This is a genomic window from Paraburkholderia sp. MM5482-R2 (genome assembly GCF_050436125.1).
GTDB lineage: Bacteria > Pseudomonadota > Gammaproteobacteria > Burkholderiales > Burkholderiaceae > Paraburkholderia > Paraburkholderia tuberum.
The window spans coordinates 4,031,678-4,052,091 of sequence record NZ_JBNDLP010000002.1; the positions used below are offsets into that span (position 1 = coordinate 4,031,678).

The 20,414-nt window shown below is 63.5% G+C and carries 25 protein-coding genes; 1 reads left to right on the forward strand and 24 read right to left on the reverse strand.

Annotated elements, in window-relative coordinates; genetic code table 11:
- Positions 1-4: 4 nt before the first annotated feature.
- The 3 genes from OKW37_RS21510 to OKW37_RS21520 all read right to left on the reverse strand — a co-directional run bounded on the left by OKW37_RS21510 (position 5) and on the right by OKW37_RS21520 (position 2,971).
- On the reverse strand, positions 5-1,384 hold the full coding sequence (locus OKW37_RS21510) for a cytochrome b (protein WP_184065603.1): 1,380 nt from the start codon (positions 1,382-1,384) through the stop codon (positions 5-7).
- Complete coding sequence (gene petA, locus OKW37_RS21515; RefSeq protein WP_429408503.1) at positions 1,384-2,004, reverse strand: ubiquinol-cytochrome c reductase iron-sulfur subunit; 621 nt, start codon at positions 2,002-2,004, stop codon at positions 1,384-1,386. The genes OKW37_RS21510 and petA overlap by 1 nt, the downstream gene beginning before the upstream one ends.
- 220 nt (positions 2,005-2,224) lie before the next feature.
- On the reverse strand, positions 2,225-2,971 hold the full coding sequence (locus tag OKW37_RS21520; RefSeq protein WP_090802074.1) for a Nif3-like dinuclear metal center hexameric protein: 747 nt from the start codon (positions 2,969-2,971) through the stop codon (positions 2,225-2,227).
- Between the two features lie 19 nt (positions 2,972-2,990).
- On the opposite strand from OKW37_RS21520, the gene OKW37_RS21525 reads away from it, so the two are divergent.
- On the forward strand, positions 2,991-4,214 hold the full coding sequence (locus OKW37_RS21525) for a Do family serine endopeptidase (RefSeq protein ID WP_429408161.1): 1,224 nt from the start codon (positions 2,991-2,993) through the stop codon (positions 4,212-4,214).
- A gap of 90 nt (positions 4,215-4,304) precedes the next feature.
- On the opposite strand, the gene tatC is transcribed toward OKW37_RS21525, so the two are convergent.
- The 21 genes from tatC to OKW37_RS21630 all read right to left on the reverse strand — a co-directional run bounded on the left by tatC (position 4,305) and on the right by OKW37_RS21630 (position 20,402).
- Complete coding sequence (tatC, locus tag OKW37_RS21530; protein WP_429408159.1) at positions 4,305-5,090, reverse strand: twin-arginine translocase subunit TatC; 786 nt, start codon at positions 5,088-5,090, stop codon at positions 4,305-4,307.
- 34 nt (positions 5,091-5,124) lie between these two features.
- Complete coding sequence (gene tatB / locus OKW37_RS21535) at positions 5,125-5,667, reverse strand: Sec-independent protein translocase protein TatB (RefSeq protein WP_090802078.1); 543 nt, start codon at positions 5,665-5,667, stop codon at positions 5,125-5,127.
- A 48-nt stretch (positions 5,668-5,715) separates the two neighbouring features.
- Positions 5,716-5,961: a Sec-independent protein translocase subunit TatA gene (tatA, locus tag OKW37_RS21540; protein ID WP_090802080.1), complete on the reverse strand. Its 246-nt coding sequence runs from the start codon at positions 5,959-5,961 to the stop codon at positions 5,716-5,718.
- Positions 5,962-6,229: 268 nt separating this feature from the next.
- On the reverse strand, positions 6,230-6,595 hold the full coding sequence (locus OKW37_RS21545; RefSeq protein ID WP_184035806.1) for a histidine triad nucleotide-binding protein: 366 nt from the start codon (positions 6,593-6,595) through the stop codon (positions 6,230-6,232).
- A 93-nt stretch (positions 6,596-6,688) separates the two neighbouring features.
- Positions 6,689-7,084 carry a DUF4870 family protein gene (locus tag OKW37_RS21550; protein ID WP_184065591.1) on the reverse strand — a complete coding sequence of 132 codons (396 nt, stop codon included), beginning with the start codon at positions 7,082-7,084 and terminating at the stop codon, positions 6,689-6,691.
- 90 nt (positions 7,085-7,174) lie between these two features.
- Positions 7,175-7,570 carry a phosphoribosyl-ATP diphosphatase gene (locus OKW37_RS21555; protein WP_429408156.1) on the reverse strand — a complete coding sequence of 132 codons (396 nt, stop codon included), beginning with the start codon at positions 7,568-7,570 and terminating at the stop codon, positions 7,175-7,177.
- The gene (hisI, locus tag OKW37_RS21560; protein WP_090802086.1) at positions 7,567-7,977 is read right to left on the reverse strand and encodes a phosphoribosyl-AMP cyclohydrolase; all 411 of its coding nucleotides are present in this window, start codon (positions 7,975-7,977) and stop codon (positions 7,567-7,569) included. Before hisI ends, OKW37_RS21555 begins: the two co-directional genes overlap by 4 nt.
- Position 7,978: 1 nt before the next feature.
- Entirely contained in the window at positions 7,979-8,752 is a 774-nt protein-coding gene (gene hisF, locus OKW37_RS21565; protein WP_429408154.1) for an imidazole glycerol phosphate synthase subunit HisF, read from the reverse strand.
- 246 nt (positions 8,753-8,998) lie between these two features.
- Positions 8,999-9,751, reverse strand: coding sequence for a 1-(5-phosphoribosyl)-5-[(5-phosphoribosylamino)methylideneamino]imidazole-4-carboxamide isomerase (hisA, locus tag OKW37_RS21570; RefSeq protein WP_429408152.1), 753 nt, complete (start codon positions 9,749-9,751; stop codon positions 8,999-9,001).
- A 181-nt stretch (positions 9,752-9,932) separates the two neighbouring features.
- Positions 9,933-10,574 carry an imidazole glycerol phosphate synthase subunit HisH gene (gene hisH, locus OKW37_RS21575; RefSeq protein ID WP_429356236.1) on the reverse strand — a complete coding sequence of 214 codons (642 nt, stop codon included), beginning with the start codon at positions 10,572-10,574 and terminating at the stop codon, positions 9,933-9,935.
- A 161-nt stretch (positions 10,575-10,735) separates the two neighbouring features.
- Positions 10,736-11,323 carry an imidazoleglycerol-phosphate dehydratase HisB gene (gene hisB / locus OKW37_RS21580; protein ID WP_013090696.1) on the reverse strand — a complete coding sequence of 196 codons (588 nt, stop codon included), beginning with the start codon at positions 11,321-11,323 and terminating at the stop codon, positions 10,736-10,738.
- Between the two features lie 115 nt (positions 11,324-11,438).
- The gene (hisC, locus tag OKW37_RS21585) at positions 11,439-12,509 is read right to left on the reverse strand and encodes a histidinol-phosphate transaminase (protein WP_429408150.1); all 1,071 of its coding nucleotides are present in this window, start codon (positions 12,507-12,509) and stop codon (positions 11,439-11,441) included.
- 243 nt (positions 12,510-12,752) lie between these two features.
- Positions 12,753-14,087: a histidinol dehydrogenase gene (gene hisD, locus OKW37_RS21590; protein WP_429408149.1), complete on the reverse strand. Its 1,335-nt coding sequence runs from the start codon at positions 14,085-14,087 to the stop codon at positions 12,753-12,755.
- Positions 14,088-14,145: 58 nt separating this feature from the next.
- On the reverse strand, positions 14,146-14,847 hold the full coding sequence (gene hisG / locus OKW37_RS21595) for an ATP phosphoribosyltransferase (RefSeq protein ID WP_090802096.1): 702 nt from the start codon (positions 14,845-14,847) through the stop codon (positions 14,146-14,148).
- Positions 14,844-16,106, reverse strand: coding sequence for a UDP-N-acetylglucosamine 1-carboxyvinyltransferase (gene murA / locus OKW37_RS21600; RefSeq protein ID WP_090802097.1), 1,263 nt, complete (start codon positions 16,104-16,106; stop codon positions 14,844-14,846). Before murA ends, hisG begins: the two co-directional genes overlap by 4 nt.
- Positions 16,107-16,217: 111 nt before the next feature.
- The gene (locus OKW37_RS21605; protein ID WP_008918725.1) at positions 16,218-16,457 is read right to left on the reverse strand and encodes a BolA family protein; all 240 of its coding nucleotides are present in this window, start codon (positions 16,455-16,457) and stop codon (positions 16,218-16,220) included.
- Positions 16,458-16,472: 15 nt separating this feature from the next.
- Positions 16,473-17,237, reverse strand: a complete 765-nt coding sequence (locus OKW37_RS21610) for an ABC transporter permease (protein WP_184052306.1) — start codon at positions 17,235-17,237, stop codon at positions 16,473-16,475.
- Positions 17,234-18,166 carry an ABC transporter ATP-binding protein gene (locus tag OKW37_RS21615; RefSeq protein WP_090802100.1) on the reverse strand — a complete coding sequence of 311 codons (933 nt, stop codon included), beginning with the start codon at positions 18,164-18,166 and terminating at the stop codon, positions 17,234-17,236. Before OKW37_RS21615 ends, OKW37_RS21610 begins: the two co-directional genes overlap by 4 nt.
- Positions 18,167-18,357: 191 nt before the next feature.
- Positions 18,358-18,678, reverse strand: a complete 321-nt coding sequence (locus OKW37_RS21620; RefSeq protein ID WP_184065569.1) for an STAS domain-containing protein — start codon at positions 18,676-18,678, stop codon at positions 18,358-18,360.
- Positions 18,675-19,307 carry an MlaC/ttg2D family ABC transporter substrate-binding protein gene (locus OKW37_RS21625; protein ID WP_187612916.1) on the reverse strand — a complete coding sequence of 211 codons (633 nt, stop codon included), beginning with the start codon at positions 19,305-19,307 and terminating at the stop codon, positions 18,675-18,677. Before OKW37_RS21625 ends, OKW37_RS21620 begins: the two co-directional genes overlap by 4 nt.
- Positions 19,308-19,421: 114 nt before the next feature.
- Complete coding sequence (locus OKW37_RS21630; RefSeq protein ID WP_187612917.1) at positions 19,422-20,402, reverse strand: MlaA family lipoprotein; 981 nt, start codon at positions 20,400-20,402, stop codon at positions 19,422-19,424.
- Between the last annotated feature and the right edge of the window lie 12 nt (positions 20,403-20,414).

The window sequence follows — 20,414 nt, forward strand, 5'->3', positions numbered from 1 at the left end:
GCGATTAGTGAGGCTTGAACCGCACCCGTTCCGGCGGCTGCTTGAACTTGCCAAGCCGGGTCCAGAAGGGCATGCCGAGGAAAAACGCGAAGTAGATCAGCGCACAGATCTGGGCGATCAGCGTCGCGGCCGGCGATGGCGGTCGCGTGCCGAGGAAGCCGAGCGTCAGGAACGCGATCACGAAGATCCCGAAGAAAACCTTGTGGAAGAACGGCCGGTAGCGAATAGACCTGACCGGCGACCGGTCGAGCCACGGCAGGAAGAACAGCGAAATCACCGCGCTGCCCATCACCACGACGCCCCAGAACTTCGATTCGGTGAACACCATCGCGACGATCACCAGCACCGCAAGCACCGGCAGACCGAGCTTCCACTTGCCGCGCGCGCGCACGAGCGCCAGCAACCCGAGTAGCGCGATGACGATCATCAGCACGATCTTGAATGGATCGGTAGTGGCGCGCAGCATCGCATAAAAGGCGGTGAAGTACCACACAGGCGCAATTTCCGGCGGCGTCTGCAGCGGATTCGCGGGGATGAAGTTGTTGGCTTCAAGGAAGTACCCACCCATTTCCGGCGCGAAGAAGATGATCGCCGCGAAGATCAGCAGGAAGATCGTTACGCCCATGAAGTCGTGCACCGAGTAGTACGGGTGGAACGGAATGCCGTCGAGCGGCACGCCATCCGGGCCCTTCTTGGCCTTGATCTCGATGCCGTCCGGGTTGTTCGAGCCGACTTCGTGCAGCGCGACGAGGTGGGCGATCACGAGGCCGACCAGCACCAGCGGAATCGCGATCACGTGGAACGCGAAGAAGCGGTTCAGCGTGACGTCGGACACGACGTAGTCGCCGCGAATCCACAGCGACAGATCCGGCCCGATGAACGGAATCGCCGAGAACAGGTTCACGATCACCTGCGCGCCCCAGAACGACATCTGCCCCCACGGCAGCAGATAGCCGAAGAATGCCTCGGCCATCAGGCTCAGGAAGATCAGGCAGCCGAAAATCCACACGAGCTCGCGCGGCTTGCGGTACGAGCCGTACATGAGCCCGCGGAACATGTGCAGATACACGACGACGAAAAACATCGACGCACCCGTCGAGTGCATGTAGCGGATCAGCCAGCCCCACGGCACCTCGCGCATGATGTACTCGACCGACGAGAACGCGAGCGTCGCGTCGGGCTTGTAGTTCATCGTCAGGAAAATGCCGGTGACGATCTGGTTGACCAGCACCAGCAACGCAAGCGAACCGAAGAAGTACCAGAAGTTGAAGTTCTTCGGTGCGTAGTACTCGGAAACGTGCTTCTTCCACGTGGCAGTCATCGGGAAGCGCTGGTCGATCCAACCAGCCAGCCCGGTCGTCTCTACTTCGTGTTCGCTCGCCATTACGCTTCTCCTTTTTCGTCCTTCCCGATCACAAGGGCCGTCGCCGACGTGAACATGAAGCGCGGGATGTCGAGGTTCTGCGGAGCGGGTTTGTTCTTGAAGACGCGGCCGGCCATGTCGTAGGTCGAGCCGTGGCACGGGCACAGGAAACCGCCGGGCCAGTCGTCGGGGAGATTCGGCTGCGGGCCTTCCTGGAAGCGCGGCGTCGGCGTGCAGCCCAGATGCGTGCAAACGGCGACGGCAACCAGCAGATGCTTGTTCTCGGCGCGTGAACGGAATTCGTTGTTGCAGTACTCCGGCAGCGGCATCGAAAACGGATTCAGCGAGTGGGGGTCCGCTACCTGGCTGTCGGCTTTTTGAACATCGGCGAGCATGCGGTCCGTGCGGTTGATGATCCACACCGGCTTGCCACGCCAGGCGACCGTCATCATGTCGCCGGGCTTCAGACCACTGATATCGGCTTCGACCGGGGCACCTGCGGCCTTGGCCTTTTCGGATGGTGCAAAGGAACTAACAAAGGGTACGACAACGGCAACACCTCCTATGCCGCCTGCTACGGTCGTCGCTACCAGCCAGTTACGGCGGCTGCCATCGACGCGTTCCTCTTCTTTGTCTCGCATCACACGCCCCACTTCTGAGTTGGATTTTTCCTTCACGTCGCTTCTACCGCCGCTAGTTTGCTCGAATGGAGTCGCCATTTACAAGGGCCGATTGCCAAAAACCGTGCGAAGCCCTTGATAACTCAGGGTTTGTCCGTACCGATCGCAAACTTTTTCGCACCTCCTTTTAAGTGCCTTCTGCGGTATTCCTGCTTTGTTCTTCGTTAATGCAATTCGCAATTCAAACGGGATTGGGGATATCGATAAACAGATGTTCGATATCGAACGATTCGGACAGATGCTTGCCCACCGCCTGCACGCCGAAGCGCTCGGTCGCGTGGTGGCCAGCTGCCAGAAACGCGACGCCGCTTTCCGCCGCCGTATGCATCACCGACTCCGAAACCTCGCCGGTCACGTAGACGTCGACACCCGCGTTGATCGCCGCGTCGAACATGCCTTGCGCGGCGCCCGTGCACCAGCCGACGCGGCGCAGCTCCATATCCGGATCGCCGAACACGAGCGGCGTGCGGCCCAGTGTCTGCGCGATCTCCGCGGTGAGGTGCGACAGCGTGATCGGCATTGGCAGCGTGGCGAGCCAGCCGAGATCGTTGTCGCCGAAACGCGCGTCGCTGATCCAGCCCATCTTCTCGCCGATCTGCGCGTTGTTGCCGAACTCGGGATGATCGTCGAGCGGCAGATGGTAGGCGAACAGGTTCAGGTCGTTGGCGAGCAGCAGCTTCAAACGAGCATGTTTGCGGCCGGTAATCTGCGGTGCCTCGTTGCGCCAGAAGTAGCCGTGATGGACCAGCACGGCGTCCGCGCCCCAGTCGAGCGCGGCCTCCAGGAAGGCCACCGACGCGGTAACGCCGGTCGCGAGTTTGTTGATCCGGCGGCGTCCTTCGACCTGCAATCCGTTCGGGCAATAGTCCTTGAAGCGCGCGGTTTCAAGGAGATTGTTCAAGTACAATTCAAGTTCAATCCGATCCATATAGACCTCTAGTCTTCAGATGCTTAGACGCTTCTGGCTGTTATTTGCCCAAGCGGTGACGGTGCTGTTGGCGCTGATGTTCATCATTGCGACCCTCAAACCGCAGTGGCTGCAGCGTCAAGGACAATTCGGCAGACAACTCGCCGAACCGATCGTCGCGCTACGGGAAGTGGCGCCGGGCATCGGCACTGGCCATGCCGAAACGTCCTATGCCGAAGCGGCGCAAAAGGCCATGCCCGCGGTCGTCAACGTGTTCTCCAGCAAGGATGGCTCGCTGCCTCCCGACCCGCGCGCCAAAGACCCGCTGTTCCGCTACTTCTTCGGCGACAGGAACAATCGCAAGCAGCAGGAGCAGCCTGCCTCGAATCTCGGCTCAGGCGTGATAGTGAGTTCGGAAGGTTACATTCTAACGAACCAGCACGTCGTCGACGGCGCCGATCAGATCGAAATCGCGCTCGCCGATGGCCGCACCGCCAGCGCGAAGGTCATCGGCATCGACCCCGAAACCGATCTGGCCGTGCTCAAGGTCAATATGACCGATCTGCCCACCATCACGCTCGGCCGGATGGACCAGACCCGCGTCGGCGACGTCGTGCTCGCGATCGGCAATCCGTTCGGCGTCGGGCAGACCGTAACGATGGGCATCGTCAGCGCGCTCGGCCGCAACCATCTCGGCATCAATACGTTCGAAAACTTCATCCAGACCGACGCCCCGATCAACCCCGGCAACTCGGGCGGTGCGCTCGTCGACGTGAACGGCAACCTGCTCGGCATCAACACCGCAATCTACTCGCGCTCGGGCGGCTCGCTCGGCATCGGCTTCGCGATTCCGGTGTCGACCGCGCGCAGCGTGCTCGAGAGCATCATTACGACCGGCACGGTCACGCGCGGCTGGATCGGCGTCGAACCGCAGGACGTCACGCCGGAAATCGCGGAGTCGTTCGGGCTCGATCAGAAGTCGGGCGCGATTGTCGCGGGCGTGCTGAAAAGCGGCCCGGCCGACCGCGCGGGCATCAAGCCCGGCGACATCCTGACGAGCGTAAACGGCCAGGCGATCACCGATACCACGCGTCTGTTGAACGTGATCGCGCAGATCAAGCCCGGTACGGCGGCGAAAGTGCATCTGGTGCGCAAAGGTCATCAGATCGATCTCGACGTGAAGATCGGCAAACGCCCGCCGCCGCCGAAACAGACGGAAGACGAGAACGGCGGCGGCGATCAGCCGGATGACGAAGGCGGCTGAAGCTAATGCCGCGATTCCACGCAATGAATAAGGGCAGTCCGCAATGAACTGCCCTTTTTCATTTGACGCCCGGCACTGACTCGCGGCACTTCAACTAGACGGCGGCGGACTCGCATCCTCCACGACCACCGGCTGCTTGCCGACGATCAACCGCGCCGCGACGATGCCAGCTTCGTACAGCAGAATCAGCGGAACCGCGAGGATCAGCTGCGAAAACACGTCCGGCGGCGTTACGACGGCCGACACCACGAACGCGCCGACGATCACATACGGCCTGATCTCCTTCAGCTTCTTCAGCGTCACCACGTTCATCCGCACCAGCAGCACGACGACGATCGGTACCTCGAACGTGACGCCGAACGCGATGAACATCGTCAGCACGAAGCTCAGGTAATTGTTGATATCGGTTGTCATCTCCGCGCCAAGCGGCGCATTGTAGTGCGCCATCACGCGGAAGATGGTCGGAAACACGACGAAGTACGCGAACGCCATGCCGCACAGGAACAGCGTGTAGCTGCTCGCGACGAGCGGCGCGACGAGCTTCTTCTCGTGCTGATAGAGCCCAGGCGCGACGAACGCCCAGATCTGGTACAGCACGACCGGCAGCGCGATCACGAAGGCGACCAGCATCGTCACCTTCATCGGCACGAAGAACGAGCCGGTGACGTCGGTGACGATCATCTTGCCGTCCTTCGGCAGATTCATCATCAGCGGACGGGCGAGCAGTCTGAAGATGTCCGGCGCCCAGTACACGAGCCCGACGAACACGACGACGACGGCGAGCCCCGCACGGATGATGCGGTCACGCAGTTCGACGAGGTGGGAAATGAAGGTCTCTTCAGTGCCTTCGTTCTGGGATTGCTGGGGGTCGCTCACACCGGCCCTCGGTTGGGGATTGTCGATCTGAACATCAGAAAAACCGCGTCGGACGACGCAGGTTGGCAGGTGTGTGCCGCGCAACGCGCGCGGCGCCCGACTGCACGCGCGTGCGCCGCAGGCTCGCTCGCTTGTACCAGGTGGGCGTGGCGCTCTGCTGGACGCGCCAGGTCTTGCGTTTGGGCGCGGCGGCCGGCGTACTGACGGGCCACGAGGTGGCACCCGCGCTGCCGCTGGCTCCGCTGCCGGCGTCTTCGAGCGCGCCGCCGGCGATGCTCGGCGATACCGACGTACCGCTATTCCATGCTTCGTTCAGTTCATTCTCGTGCTTGCGCAGATTGTCCTGAACTGCCGTTTCGACATTGCTCGCGGCCTTCTCGAACTCGGTCTTCATGCGCCGCAATTCGTCGAGCTCGATTTCGCGCGTGACTTCGGCCTTGACGTCGTTGATGTACCGCTGTGCGCGGCCGAACAGCGCGCCGGCCGTGCGAGCGACACGCGGCAGGCGCTCAGGCCCGAGGACGACCAGCGCGACGACGCCGATCAGCGCCATCTTGGTTAGACCGAGGTCCAGCATGAAGTGGAATGTCCGTCAGAAACGCGGGAACGGCGCGAAGGCCGCGGCTTAGCGGTAATCGCTCGATTGCTGCGTCTTTTCCTTCGCTTCGACGTCCACCGCGCCGTTGCGCGGCAGCTCGCGCTGCTGCTGTTGCGCGTCGGCCGACGACGAATCGGCTTCCTTCATGCCTTCCTTGAAGCCCTTCACGGCGCCGCCCAGATCGCTGCCGATGTTGCGCAGCTTCTTCGTGCCGAACACGAGCGCGACGATCAACAGAACGATCAACCAATGCCAAATACTCAACGAACCCATGACTACTCTCCTTAACCCCGGCGCCGCATCTTGATGCGGCCAATTTGCATAACCTGAAGCGCGTGCGCTTCGTCTCGATATATCTCTACGTTACATCAGGCTGCACCGCCTCGCTCGCAATGCGGCCATCTTCGCCTGTCATTGTGGCCACACGATCGCGTCGACGTTATTACACAGCGGTAAAAACAACGAAGGCGCTATTGTCCTCGACCAAAACTCGCGGCGGTGCGCACTTGCCACGCAGCGCGCATGACGCGTGAACCGGCGCTCAGCCCATGCGTTGCCAGGGACGCGGTCCCGCGAGAATGTGCGCGTGCAGGTGATACACCTCCTGACCACCGCCCGGACCGGTATTGATTACCGTGCGAAAGCCCGTTTCGCCGCCGTTATAGGCGACCCCCAATTGTTCGGCCAGTCGCGCGGCCAGGACAAGCATTCTACCAAGCAGAGGCGCGTCGCTTTCCGTGCAGTTCGACAGCGTTGCAATGTGCTTGCGAGGAATCACCAGCACATGCGTTTCGGCCGCCGGACGGATGTCGCGGAAGGCGACGAACTCGTCGTCTTCGTGGACCCTGGTCGACGGGATTTCGCCAGCGGCAATCTTGCAGAAAAGGCAGTTCGGATCGTGACTCATCATATTCCTGACGCGGTATGACTTGGGCGAGCGAAGCCGCCCGCGCCGAGGTTCGATCCGAAAGCCGGCCCGCCCATACGGACCGGCTAGCGTTCAGACCCAACTGGCCGGATTCGCGAACGACTTGTTATCGTACAGATACAGCCAGCCTTTGATAATACGGTACAACATCCATATGCTGACTGCCCACAGCACCGGAATGCCGATCACGACGAGCAGCAGCAACGCGCCGATCGCGTAACCGACGAGGCCCAGCCAGAACGTGCGGATCTGCCATTCGAAGTGCGCTTCGTACGGCGTGCCGGCCACGTCCGACCGTTTGACGTAGTTGATGATGATCGCGACCAGAATGGTGAGCCCGCCGGTCAGCCAGTGGACCGCATACAGCGCGTACAGCACGTGCGTGAGCGTGCGCAGGCTGCGCTCGCGCTCAGGCTCCATCGCGTGGCGGTAGACCGGCGGCGGATAGCTTCCCTGCGGCTGTTCCATGCTTGCGTCCTCCCGGAGGTGCGGTTACCGCTATATTGGTGCCGGCGCGCGCGACTTCAAGCGGAAACGCCAGATTTCCGCTCCGGCTGCTCAGTCGCCGTTTTCCTCGCGCTCGCGGCTCTTGCGCAGCGCCTTTTCCTCGATGCCCGACAGGCCTTCGCGACGCTCGAGTTCGGCGATCACGTCGGCGGGGCTCAGATCGAAATGCGACAGCATCACGAGGCAGTGGAACCACAGGTCCGCAACCTCGCCGACCAGCGCCTTCGGTGCGCCGCCCTGGCGCACGTCCTTCGCGGCCAGCACGACTTCGGTGGCTTCTTCGCCGATCTTTTTCAGCACTGCGTCGTCGCCCTTGTGGAACAGGCGCGATACATACGAGATGTCCGGATCGCCGCCCTTGCGGCTGTCGATCACCGCCGCGAGGCGCAGCAGCGTGTCGAGCGTGGAAGCCGTGGCGGGCGACGGTTTTTGCGTGGATTGCGTCATTTGTAGATGTGTTCGGGGTCTTTCAGCACGGGATCGACGGCCTGCCAGTCGCCATCGTCCACCGAGCCTTCGAATTTCTGGAAAAAGCACGAGTGGCGGCCGGTATGGCACGCGATGCCCGATACCTGCTCGACTTTCAGCAGCACGACGTCTTCGTCGCAATCGAGTCGCACTTCATGCACATGCTGCACGTGGCCCGACTCCTCACCCTTGAACCACAGGCGCTGGCGCGAGCGCGAGAAATACACCGCGCGGCCGGTCTCGACGGTCTTCGCGAGGGCCTCGCGGTTCATCCACGCGAACATCAGCACGTCGTTCGTCGACGCTTCCTGCGCAATCACCGGCACGAGGCCGTTCGCGTCCCACTTGACCTTGTCGAGCCAGTTCACTGCCGAAGGATTCGTCACGTCACAACCTCACCGAAATGCCCTGGTCGGCCATGAAGCGCTTGGCCTCGCCGACCGTGTGTTCGCCATAGTGGAAGATGCTCGCGGCGAGCACCGCGTCCGCGTGACCGCTCTTGATGCCGTCGGCGAGATGCTGCAGATTGCCGACGCCGCCCGAGGCGATCACCGGCACCGGCACCGCGTCCGACACCGAGCGCGTGAGCGAAAGGTCGAAGCCGCTCCTGGTGCCGTCGCGATCCATGCTTGTCAACAGGATTTCGCCCGCGCCCAACTCGGCCATCTTGCGCGCCCATTCGACCGCATCGAGACCGGTGGCCTTGCGGCCGCCGTGCGTGAACACTTCCCAGCGCGGCGTTTCGCCGTCGGCCGATACGCGCTTCGCGTCGATCGCGACGACGATGCACTGCGAGCCGTATTTGTCGGTCGCGTCCTTCACGAGTTGCGGATTCGCTACCGCCGACGAGTTCATGCTGATCTTGTCTGCGCCCGCGTTCAGCAGGCGCCGCACGTCTTCGACCGCGCGCACGCCGCCGCCGACCGTCAGCGGAATGAACACCTGCGAAGCGACCGCCTCGATGATCGGCAGAATCAGGTCGCGCTGATCCGAGGTCGCGGTGATGTCGAGGAACGTCAGTTCGTCGGCGCCCTGATCGTCGTAACGGCGCGCGATTTCGACCGGGTCGCCCGCGTCGCGCAGTTCGACGAAGTTGACGCCCTTGACCACGCGGCCCGCGGTGACGTCGAGACAGGGGATGATGCGTTTAGCTAGAGCCATGATCGTGCAATTCTGCCAATACCGCTGATGAGGCCGCTCGCTTGCGGGCAAGCGGCACGGTGCCGGCGCGAGCGGTTGCGTCGCGCCGCGAGTGAGGTGCCGGCCGGAAGCTGGCGAGGTTCCGGGCGCTTGATCGTGCGACGCGCGTTACAGGCAAGCCATCGTTCGAACGAGCGCCGCAAGCCGACACGAGCGCAACGCCGGCGGCCCGCGCAAGCTGCCCAGCACGCGCAGCCGACGCCGTGCTTAAGCGTCGTCCGCTTCGCGCAGCTTGTCCGCGAGCGCCTGCGCGGCCGCGAAGTCGAGGTCGCCCGAATAGATCGCGCGACCGCAGATTACGCCCTCGATGCCCTCGCCTTCGACTTCGCACAGCGATTCGATGTCCGCGAGGTTCGACAGGCCGCCGCTCGCGATCACCGGAATCTTGACCGCGCGCGCAAGGCGCACCGTCGCTTCGATGTTGATGCCTTGCAGCATGCCGTCACGGCCGATGTCGGTGTAGATGATCGACTCGCAGCCGTAGTCCTCGAACTTGCGCGCGAGGTCGGCCACTTCGTGACCGGTCAGCTTGCTCCAGCCGTCGGTGGCGACCTTGCCGTCTTTCGCGTCGAGGCCGACGATGATGTGACCGCCGAACGCGGTGCACGCGTCCTGCAGAAAGCCCGGGTTCTTCACCGCGGCCGTGCCGATGATCACGTACGACAAACCGTCGTCCAGATAGCGCTCGATCGTGTTCAGGTCGCGGATGCCACCGCCCAACTGAACCGGAATCGCGCCGCCCACTTCATCGATGATCGCCCGGATTGCATCGCCGTTCTTCGGCTTGCCGGCGAACGCGCCATTCAGATCGACGAGATGCAGACGACGCGCGCCGCGGTCGACCCAATGTCGGGCCATTGCCGCCGGTTCCTCGGAGAAAATCGTCGCCTGGTCCATATCGCCCTGTTTGAGGCGTACACACTGACCGTCTTTCAGGTCGATGGCGGGAATCAGCAGCATAGCAATCGGGTGTTATCTGGGAGTGGATTGAAGGTCGGCGGCAGCGGCTGGCGAGTCAGCCCGCCGCAATACCGTCTCGCTAGTTTAGTACAACTCGTTCGGCGCTCCAGTGGGGCGCCGGTCGGATGCGGGACCGCGGCACCGCGCGACGCGCGGGCGGCAACGGGATGAAAAAAGGCGTTCACGGGTTCCAGTGCACGAAGTTGCGATACACGCGCAAACCCGCCTCGGCGCTCTTTTCAGGGTGGAATTGGGTGGCAAAGATGTTATCCCGCGCTACCGCCGAGGTAAAGGGCACGCCGTAGACCGTTTCGCCCGACGTATGCGCCGGGTTGTCCGGAACCACGTAGTAGCTGTGCACGAAGTAGAAGAACGCGTTGTCGGCGACACCGTCCCACAGCGGATGCGGCTGCGCCTGACGCACGCGGTTCCAGCCCATCTGCGGGACCTTGAAGCGCGAGCCGTCGTCCTGCACCTGGCCTTCGAGCTCGAAGCGCACCGCCTTGCCGGGCAACAGACCCAGACCCGGCGTGTCGCCCTCGGCGCTCCAGTCGAACAGCATCTGCTCGCCGACGCACACGCCCATCAGCGGCTTGCTGCGCGACGCCTCGACGACCGCTTCCTGCAAACCGGACGCGCCGAGACTGCGCATGCAGTCGGGCATCGCACCCTGGCCCGGCAGCACCACGCGGTCGGCCGAGCGGATCGCTTCCGGACGATCGACGATCGCCACCTCCGCTTCCGGCGCCGCTTTACGCAGTGCCTGGGCAACCGAGCGCAGGTTGCCCATTCCGTAATCCACAATCGCTATCGAAGTTTTCATTTCAAGTTTGGCCGCTCTGCCCTCGATCCATCGATGCCGCCGCGCGGCGTCAAACGACGTGCCGGCAAATGCGGTCCTGCCCGATGAATCGCCTGAAGGTGAGTGGCCTGAAGACGTTGGAGGCGGTGAAACCCGTGTTAAGGCCTGCTACGGCCGTTACGTTAGAGGCTGCCCTTGGTCGACGGAATCTGTCCGGCCGCGCGCTCGTCGAGTTCGACGGCCATGCGCAGCGCACGCCCGAATGCCTTGAACACCGTTTCGAGCTGATGGTGCGCGTTGATGCCACGCAGGTTGTCGATGTGCAGCGTCACGCCGGCATGGTTCACGAAGCCGCGGAAGAATTCGATCGACAGGTCGACGTCGAACGTGCCGATGCGCGCGCGCGTGAACGGCACGTGAAATTCGAGGCCCGGACGGCCGGAAAAATCGATCACGACGCGCGACAGCGCTTCGTCGAGCGGCACGTAGGAATGCCCGTAGCGGCGGATGCCCTTGCGATCGCCGATCGCCTTCGCGACGGCCTGGCCGAGCGTGATGCCGGTGTCTTCGACCGTGTGATGGTCGTCGATATGCAGGTCGCCATGCGCTTCGATCTCGAGGTCGAACAACCCGTGGCGGGCGATCTGGTCGAGCATGTGGTCCAGGAACGGCACACCGGTGGCCAGCTTCTGCTGGCCGGTGCCGTCCAGGTTGATCTTCACACGGATCTGCGTTTCGCTGGTGTTGCGAACGACTTCCGCAAGGCGCATGGCAATTCCTCGAATCTGGCTTAAAAGCGCTAGTAATGTGGGATGGACAAACTGGCGGGCTGCTCAGTGCAGCCGTTCAACGCAGCGGCTCAGTGCCGCCGCTCGATGCGGCGGGTTACCGCAACACGAGTTTCAGGCCGGCGAGCAACTGGGCGTTCTCGTTCGGCGAACCGACGGTCAAACGCACGCAATTGGCCAGCAATGGATGCATTTTACTCACGTTTTTGATCAGAATCCGCGCCGTTAGCAGGGTTTCGAACAATACCGACGCATCGGGCACCCGCACGAGCAGGAAGTTGCCCGCGCTAGTGAACACTTCGGCGCCCGGCAGCGCGGCCACCGCCTGCGCGAGTTTCTCGCGTTCGTCGCGCAATTGCGCGGCCTGCGCATCGAGCACGCCGATGTGGTCGAGCAGGAAATCAGCGGCGGCCTGCGTCAGCACGTTGGTGTTGTACGGCGGGCGGACCTTGTCGAACTCGGTCAGCCACGCGGGCTTGCCGACCAGGTAACCGAGGCGAATGCCGGCGAGGCCCAGCTTCGACACCGTGCGCATCACGACGACGTTGTCGAACTGGTCGGCGCGCGGCAGCCAGCTCTTCTGCGCGAACGGCTGATACGCCTCGTCGATCACGACGAGGCTCTTGCCCGCCGCGGCGATGACGCGCTCGATTTCGGCGTCATCGAACAGCGTGCCGGTCGGGTTGTTCGGATACGCGAGATAGATGATCGCCGGTTCATGCTCGGCGATCGCCGCGAGCATCGCGTCGGTGTCGAGCGTGAAGTCGGCTTTGAGCGGCACGCCGACGAATTCGAGATTCGCCAGCTTCGCCGACATCTGATACATGACGAAGCCCGGCACCGGCGCGAGCACCTTCGCGCCCGGCTTCGCGCACGCGACCGACATGATGCTGATGATTTCATCCGAGCCGTTGCCGAGCAGCACGTCGCACCCCGCCGGCACGCCCATCACGTGACGAATGCGCTCGATCAACTGCTCGGGGCGCGGCGCCGGATAACGGTTCAACGCGACGCCGGCCAGACGCTCGCCGAGATGCGCGGCAAGTTCCGGCGGCAGCGGAAACGGGTTTTCCATCGCGTCGAGCTTGATGAAGCCGGTGGCGTCCGGAACCGGATAGCTCGTCATTGCGAGCACGTCGCTGCGGATGATGTCTTGACGTGTCGTCATAGGTTCGGGGGCCGGGCCGTGCGAAAGACGCCGGGTCGGCGTCGTCGGCATGGGGCGCTCGGGTTGGTCTCTGTCGTCGTTATTGAATGGGGCGGGTGGGCTCGAGCCGTCGCTCGAGCGGGTGGAAGCCGGAAAACATGGAAGCCGGTCGATGCGGCGGCGGTTGCCGCCCTCGCCGCTTCGCCTGCTCCCGCTTACGCCTGCTTGAGCTCCGCCGCGCGCCAGCGCGATCAGCGCTCCGCCTCAGCCGCGTTCGTTGTTGTTCTGCCGCATCCGGTATTCGGCGCTGCGTGCGTGCGCTTGCAGACCTTCGCCGTATGCCAGTTCCGCGGCAATCTCGCCGAGCGTCTGCGCACCTTCCGCGCTGACCTCGATCAGGCTCGAACGCTTGAAGAAATCATAGACGCCGAGCGGCGACGAAAACCGTGCGGTACGCGACGTCGGCAGCACATGATTCGGGCCCGCGCAGTAGTCGCCGAGGCTCTCGCTCGTGTAACGGCCAAGGAAGATCGCGCCTGCGTGACGGATCTGCTGCGCCCACTGATGCGGCTCCAGCGCCGAAATTTCAAGGTGCTCCGGCGCGATGTCATTGGCGATCGCGCAGGCCTCGGCCATGTCGCGCACCTTGATCAGCGCGCCGCGGTTTTCGAGCGACGTGCGGATCACTTCGCGGCGCGGCAGGGTGGGCAGCAGTTCGTCGATCGCTTCCTGCACGCGCGCGATGAACGCGTCGTTGGGGCACAGCAGGATCGACTGCGCGAGCTCGTCGTGCTCGGCTTGCGAAAACAGGTCCATCGCGACCCAGCGCGGGTCGGTCGTGCCGTCGCACAACACGAGGATTTCCGACGGCCCGGCGATCATGTCGATGCCGACCGTGCCGAACACGCGACGCTTCGCCGACGCGACGTACGCGTTGCCGGGGCCGCAGATCTTGTCGACCGCGGGCACAGTCTGCGTGCCGTACGCGAGTGCAGCTACCGCCTGCGCGCCGCCGATCGTGAACACGCGATCGACGCCACCCAGCAGAGCCGCCGCGAGCACGAGCGGATTCTTCACGCCTTCCGGCGTCGGCACGACCATCACGATTTCGCGCACGCCGGCCACCCGCGCCGGTATCGCGTTCATCAGCACCGACGACGGATACGCGGCCTTGCCACCCGGCACGTAGATCCCCGCGCGATCGAGCGGCGTGACCTTCTGGCCGAGCACGGTGCCGTCCGCTTCGGTGTACTGCCAGCTATGGCTGCCGCACTCGATCTTCTGCTTCTCGTGATAGCCGCGCACGCGTGCCGCCGCCGCTTCGAGCGACGCGCGCCGCTTCGGCTCGAGACTTTCGAGCGCCGCCTCGAGTTCGGCCATCGGCAGTTCGAGCTCGGCCACGCTTTTCACATCGACGCGATCGAAGCGATTCGTGTACTCGAGCACCGCCTCGTCGCCGCGCGCCTTCACGTCGTTCAGAATCTGCGCGACCGCGCGCTCGATGGCTTCGTCTTCGCTCGCCTCGAACGCTAGCACCGCATGCAGCGACTTGTGGAAGTCGCGAGCGGTGGAATCGAGTTTGCGAATCTTGGTAGACATACAGGTATCCGTTTCGGTAAGGCGCGCTATCAGTGCAACGTCACATTGCCATCGTCAGTCAGGCCGCCGGGGCGGCGGTTTTCGACGAAGCATTGGCAAACGCGTCGAGAATCGGCCGCAACGCGGCGCGTTTGAGCTTCAGCGCTGCCTGGTTCACGACGAGACGCGACGAAATCTGCATGATCTCCTCCACCTCGACCAGATTGTTCGCGCGCAGCGTATTGCCCGAGCTGACCAGGTCGACGATCGCGTCGGCGAGACCAACCAGCGGAGCGAGTTCCATCGAACCGTACAGCTTGATCAGATCGACGTGAACGCCCTTGGCGGCAAAATGCTCACGAGCGGTTTCAACATACTTGGTAGCGACCCGCAGACGCGCGCCCTGGCGCACCGCGTTCGCATAATCGAAACCGGCCGCGACCGCGACCGACATGCGGCAACGCGCAATGTCCAGATCCACCGGCTGATACAGGCCGCTGCCGCCATGCTCGAGCAGCACGTCCTTGCCGGCCACGCCGAAGTCGGCCGCGCCGTACTCGACATAGGTCGGCACGTCGGTCGCGCGCACGACGATCACGCGCAGGTTCGGGTCGGTGGTCGGCAGAATCAGCTTGCGCGAGCTCTCCGGATCTTCCGCTACTTCGATGCCGGCCGCCGCGAGCAGCGGCAGCGTTTCCTCGAAGATACGCCCTTTCGACAACGCGAGCGTGAGCGGCGCGCTGACCGCCGGCGACGACGACGTTTGCGGCATCGAACTCATGCCCCGCTCCCGGAAACCCGGCGCACCTTCGCGCCGATCGCATTGAGCTTCGCTTCCATGCGGTCGTAGCCGCGATCGAGGTGATAGATGCGGTCGATCAGCGTCTCGCCCTCGGCGCGCAGCGCGGCGATCACAAGACTCGCGGACGCGCGCAGATCGGTGGCCATCACCTTCGCGCCGGACAGTTTTTCGACGCCGGTTACGAGCGCGGTGTTGCCGTCGATCGTGATGCTCGCGCCGAGACGGTTCAGCTCCTGGACGTGCATGAAACGGTTTTCGAAGATCGTCTCCACGACTTGCGACGTACCGTCGGCGATCGTGTTGAGTGCCATGAACTGCGCCTGCATGTCGGTCGGAAACGCCGGGTATTCGGAGGTGCGGAACGTGACCGCGCTCGGGCGCTTGTCCATGCGCACGCGCATCCAGTCGTCGCCTTCCTCGACCGTGACGCCCGCTTCGCGCAGCTTTTCGGTGACGGCTTCGAGCAGCAGCGGACGCATCTTGCGCAGCATGACGTCGCCGCCGGCCGTCGCGACCGCGCACAGGAAAGTGCCCGCTTCGATGCGGTCCGGAATCACCGTGTGCTTCGCACCGTGCAGCTTGTCGACGCCATGGATCACCAGACGGTCGGTGCCGATGCCTTCGATCTTCGCGCCCATCGCGACGAGCAGACGCGCGAGGTCGACCACTTCGGGTTCGCGCGCTGCGTTCTCGATGACCGTCTCGCCTTCGGCGAGCACCGCCGCCATCAGCAGGTTCTCGGTACCGGTCACGGTGATCATGTCGGTGACGATGCGCGCGCCCTTCAGACGCTTCGCGCGCGCTTCGATGAAGCCGTGCTCGATCGTGATCTCGGCGCCCATCGCCTGCAGACCCTTGATGTGCTGATCGACCGGACGCGCGCCGATCGCGCAGCCGCCCGGCAGCGACACGCGCGCATGACCGAAGCGCGCGACGAGCGGACCGAGCACGAGGATCGACGCGCGCATCGTCTTCACCATTTCGTACGGCGCGACGAGGTTGTCGACCTTCGACGCGTCGAGCGCGACGCGCCCTTCGCCGGCTTCGATACGCACGCCCATCTGGCCGAGCAGCTTGAGCATCGTGCGCACGTCCTGCAGATCGGGCACGTTCTCCAGATGCACCGGATCGGCGCTCAGCAGAGCCGCGCACAGGATCGGCAATGCCGCGTTTTTCGCACCCGAGACGACAACTTCACCGGAGAGCGGGTAGCCACCTTCAATGATGAGTTTATCCATGCCTGTCGGTTCCTGATCGGCCCGGTTCGCGTCCGGACCTGCTTTGTCTGTGTTCGGCGCGCCGCTAGCGGTGTCGCGCCCTTCCTGAGTAATTCGCACTAAGTTTCCAGATTACGCGTTCTGCCATTCGGCGGGCGTCAGCGTCTTCATGCTGAGCGCGTGGATTTCTTCGCGCATGCGGTCGCCGAGCGCCGCATACACGAGTTGGTGACGCTGGATCAGGCGCTTGCCTTCGAAGTTCGGCGAGACGATCGTCGCAAAGAAATGCTGACCGTCGCCTTCGACTTCGAGATGCTCGCACGCGAGTCCAGCTGCAATGTACTGTTTGACCTGTTCGGGAGTCGGCAACATGAGAGAAGCTCCTCGTCAGTGGCGCAGCTTGTAGCCGGTAGCGAGCATGCGCATCGCCACGGCGGCCAGCACCACGAAGAAACCGGCGACGATCGCGAGGCTCACCAGCGGGTCGATATCCGACACGCCGAAAAAACCATAGCGAAAGCCGTCGATCATGTAGAAAAACGGATTGAGCCGCGATACTTCGCGCCATACGGGCGGCAGCGTATGCGTCGAGTAGAACACGCCCGACAGGAACGTGAGCGGCATGATCAGAAAGTTCTGGAACGCGGCGAGCTGGTCGAACTTCTCGGCCCAAATGCCGGCGATCAGACCCAGCGTGCCGAGAATCGCCGAGCCGAACATCGCGAACACGATGATATAGAGCGGCGCGGTGAAGGCGAGCGGCACGAACCAGATCGTCACGATGAACACGCCGAAGCCGACACACAGCCCGCGCGCCACGGCCGCGAGCACGTAGGCCGCGAACATCTCGTGGTGCGACAGCGGCGGCAGCAGCACGAACACGAGGTTGCCGGTGATCTTCGATTGAATCAGCGACGAAGAACTATTCGCGAACGCGTTCTGCAGCACGCTCATCATCACGAGGCCCGGAATCAGGAAGCTCGTGTATTCGACGCCCGGATAGACCTGCACGTGGCCGCGCAGCGCGTGGCCGAAGATGGTCAGGTAAAGCAGCGCGGTGATGACCGGCGCGAGCACGGTCTGGAAAGACACCTTCCAGAAGCGCAGCAGTTCTTTGTAAAACAGCGTGCTAAATCCACTGTACCCGCTCATGCAAGCCCCTCGATCACTTCTGGACCGTTCATCACCTGAACGAATACGTCTTCGAGGTCGGCCTTGCGGACCTCGATTTCTTCGAATGTACAACCGGCCGCGCGGCACTGCGCGAGGATGCGCTCGACGTCGTCGTAGCTCGTCAGGCGCAGCAGATGCTGGCGGCCATTGCCGTTGCCGGCGCCGCTTTCCGCCTCGAGCGGACGCAGCTCGGCGGGCAGCACGCCCTGCGCGAAGCGCACGAACAGTTGCATGCCGGCGAAACGCTGCAGCAGTGTGCTGGTGCGATCGAGCGCAACGACCTCGCCACGGCGCAGCATCGCGATGCGGTCGCACAACGATTCGGCTTCTTCCAGATAGTGCGTGGTCAGCACGATCGTGTGGCCTTCGCGATTCAAGCGCGAGATGAACTTCCACAGCGTCTGGCGCAACTCGACGTCGACACCCGCGGTCGGCTCGTCGAGCACGATCACCGGCGGGCGGTGCACGAGCGCCTGCGCGACCAGCACGCGGCGCTTCATGCCGCCCGACAGCGCGCGCATGTTGGCATCGGCCTTTTCGGTGAGATCGAGATTGGCCATGATCTCGTCGATCCACGCGTCGTTGTTGCGCAGCCCGTAGTAGCCGGACTGGATGCGCAAGGTTTCGCGCACCGTGAAGAACGGATCGAACACGAGCTCCTGCGGCACCACGCCGAGCGCGCGGCGCGCGTTGCGGAAATCGTCGACGACGTCGTGACCGCGCACCGCGATGCTGCCTTCGTCGGCGCGCGCGAGACCCGCGAGTATGCTGATGAGCGTCGTCTTGCCCGCGCCGTTCGGACCGAGCAGTCCGAAGAACTCGCCTTCTTCGACCGTGAGGCTGACGCCCTTGAGCGCCTGCAAGTCCTTGTAGCGCTTCTTGACGTTACGAATTTCTATGGCTGACATGACTATGGGCCGCGTGCGTCGCGGCGCCTGAAGTAGCCCCAATGGAGCTTGGGGACGCGCAAATGCTGGAAGTAACGGGAACCGGGGCCGATTAGGGGGCCAGTTCGACGCCCCAAAAAAACGTTTGATTATAGGGCAAAAACTGACACCCCCGGCCTGGCCGGAAAGGGGGAGACGACGCTAGAGGAGCGTCAATGTCGCGCTGACGCAACCATGCTGGAGGCGCCAGAAGAGAGAAGTGTATCGACGCCGTAGGCCTGCGCGAGACTGGCGAGCCCAGCCGGCAGATTGACGATTTCGAACTTGCCGCCGCGCGCCGCCGCGGCCCGCACCCACGCGAGCAGGACGGCGAGCGCCGACGAATCGAATTGCGTGAGCGGCGCGCAATCGACGCCGCCCGCACCCGCCGCGATGCGTTGCAGACCCGCTGCGAGCGCGGCCTTCGCGCTCTCGTGGGTCAGCGTCGTGCCGCTGTCGAAGCGGTTCGCCACCGGGTTCAGCACGTCGCTCACGACTGCTTGCCCGCGGCGAGTTGCTGATTGCGCTGCGTGAGGAACTGGATCAGTCCGTCCACGCCCTTCTGCTGGATCTGCTCGTTGAACTGCTGCTGATACGCCTGGATCAGCCACGCGCCGAGCACGTTGATGTCATACACGCGCCAGCCCTGCGCCGTCTTGTACAGGCGGTAGTCGAGTTCGATCGGCTGGCCGTTGTTCATCACGACCGAGCGCACCACCGTGTCGGTGTCGTCCGGATTCATGCGGAACGGCTTGTACTGGATCTGCTGGTCGCGCACCTGCGCGAGCGCGCCCGCGTACGTGCGGATCAGCAGCATCTTGAACTGCTCGACCACCTGGTTCTGCTGTTCGGGCGTCGCGGTGCGCCAGTTACGGCCCATCGCGAGCTGGGTGGTGCGGCGGAAATCGGTGTACGGCAGGATCTTTTCGTTGACGAGCGCCGTGATGTGCGTGATGTCGCCCTGCTGGATCGACTTGTCGCCCCGAATCGCGTCCATCACCTGCTGGGTGACGGTCTTGATCAGCGCGTCGGGCGAGCTGGTGTCGACGGTTTGCGCCGATGCGCCCGCGCTGATGAACGAAAACAACGCGGCAAACAACGGAATCAGGAAGAATTTTTTCATATCGAGCTTTGCCTCAAAAATAATGCAACAGTTTGAATCGACCTTATCACGCGAGTTCGACGGCAATCCATGCGCAAACTGCGAGAGTCGTATCGATCTGTTACGGCTGCACGTTCAATGCAATCTTAAGGACGGGAAGTTGAAGCGCGTGGGCGGCACCAACTGACCGGCCGGAACTTGCGTCTCCGGGCCGCCTTTCAGGTCGAGAGGCGGTGTTTCGGCGCCCGACGCGGCCTCCGGTGCCGACGCGCCTTGCGGCGTGCCCACGGCCGCGCCGGATGCGGGAGCCGGCTTGGCCGGCACACCTGCCGCGCCCGTCTCGCCTTCGTCGTACTTCGGCAGCGGCGCTTCCTCGTCGTAGCTCGGCAGTTCCTGCGGCCGCCGGCGGTTATCCGACAACAGATACTGCCGGCGCTGCAGATACGCGTTACGCACGAACGAGTATTTGTCGAGTGCCGCGCCTTCCAGCAGGTTGCTCGCTCCGAGCAGGTTCGCGCGCGTGTTGACGATGTTCAGGCCATACAGCGCCCAGCTCAGGCCCGGCGGGTCGACGTAGCTGATCGGGTTCACGTAGTAGTTGCCGAGCGAGCCGACCGCATCGCGCACCGTGCTCGGCCCGAACAGCGGCAGCACCAGATAGGGGCCCGCCGGCACGCCGTAGTGGCCGAGCGTCAGACCGAGGTCGTTGTCGTGCTTCGGGAGCTTCGCGAGCGTCGCGACGTCGAACAGGCCGCCGACGCCGAACAACGTGTTGATCACGATCCGCATGATGTCGGACACGCCGTCGGCGATGCGCAGCTGCAGCAGGTTGTTCGCCGCAATATAGACGTCGCCGATGTTCGAGAAAAAGTTCGTCACGCTGTCGCGAACCGGCTGCGGCGTGACCCAAACGTAGCCCTGCGCAACCGGCTTCAGCGCGTACTGGTCGATCTTGTCGTTGACGGTGAAGATCGTACGGTTCAGCCCTTCGAACGGGTCGCCCTTGGTAGGCGTCTGCACGGTCGTGCAACCGGCGAGCAGCGCAGCCGCCACGGCGACCTTGCCGAACTGTAGGACGCGCGCGCCGCTGCGCGCGGTCTGCAGTGTCGTCTGCATCTAGTTCTCCTT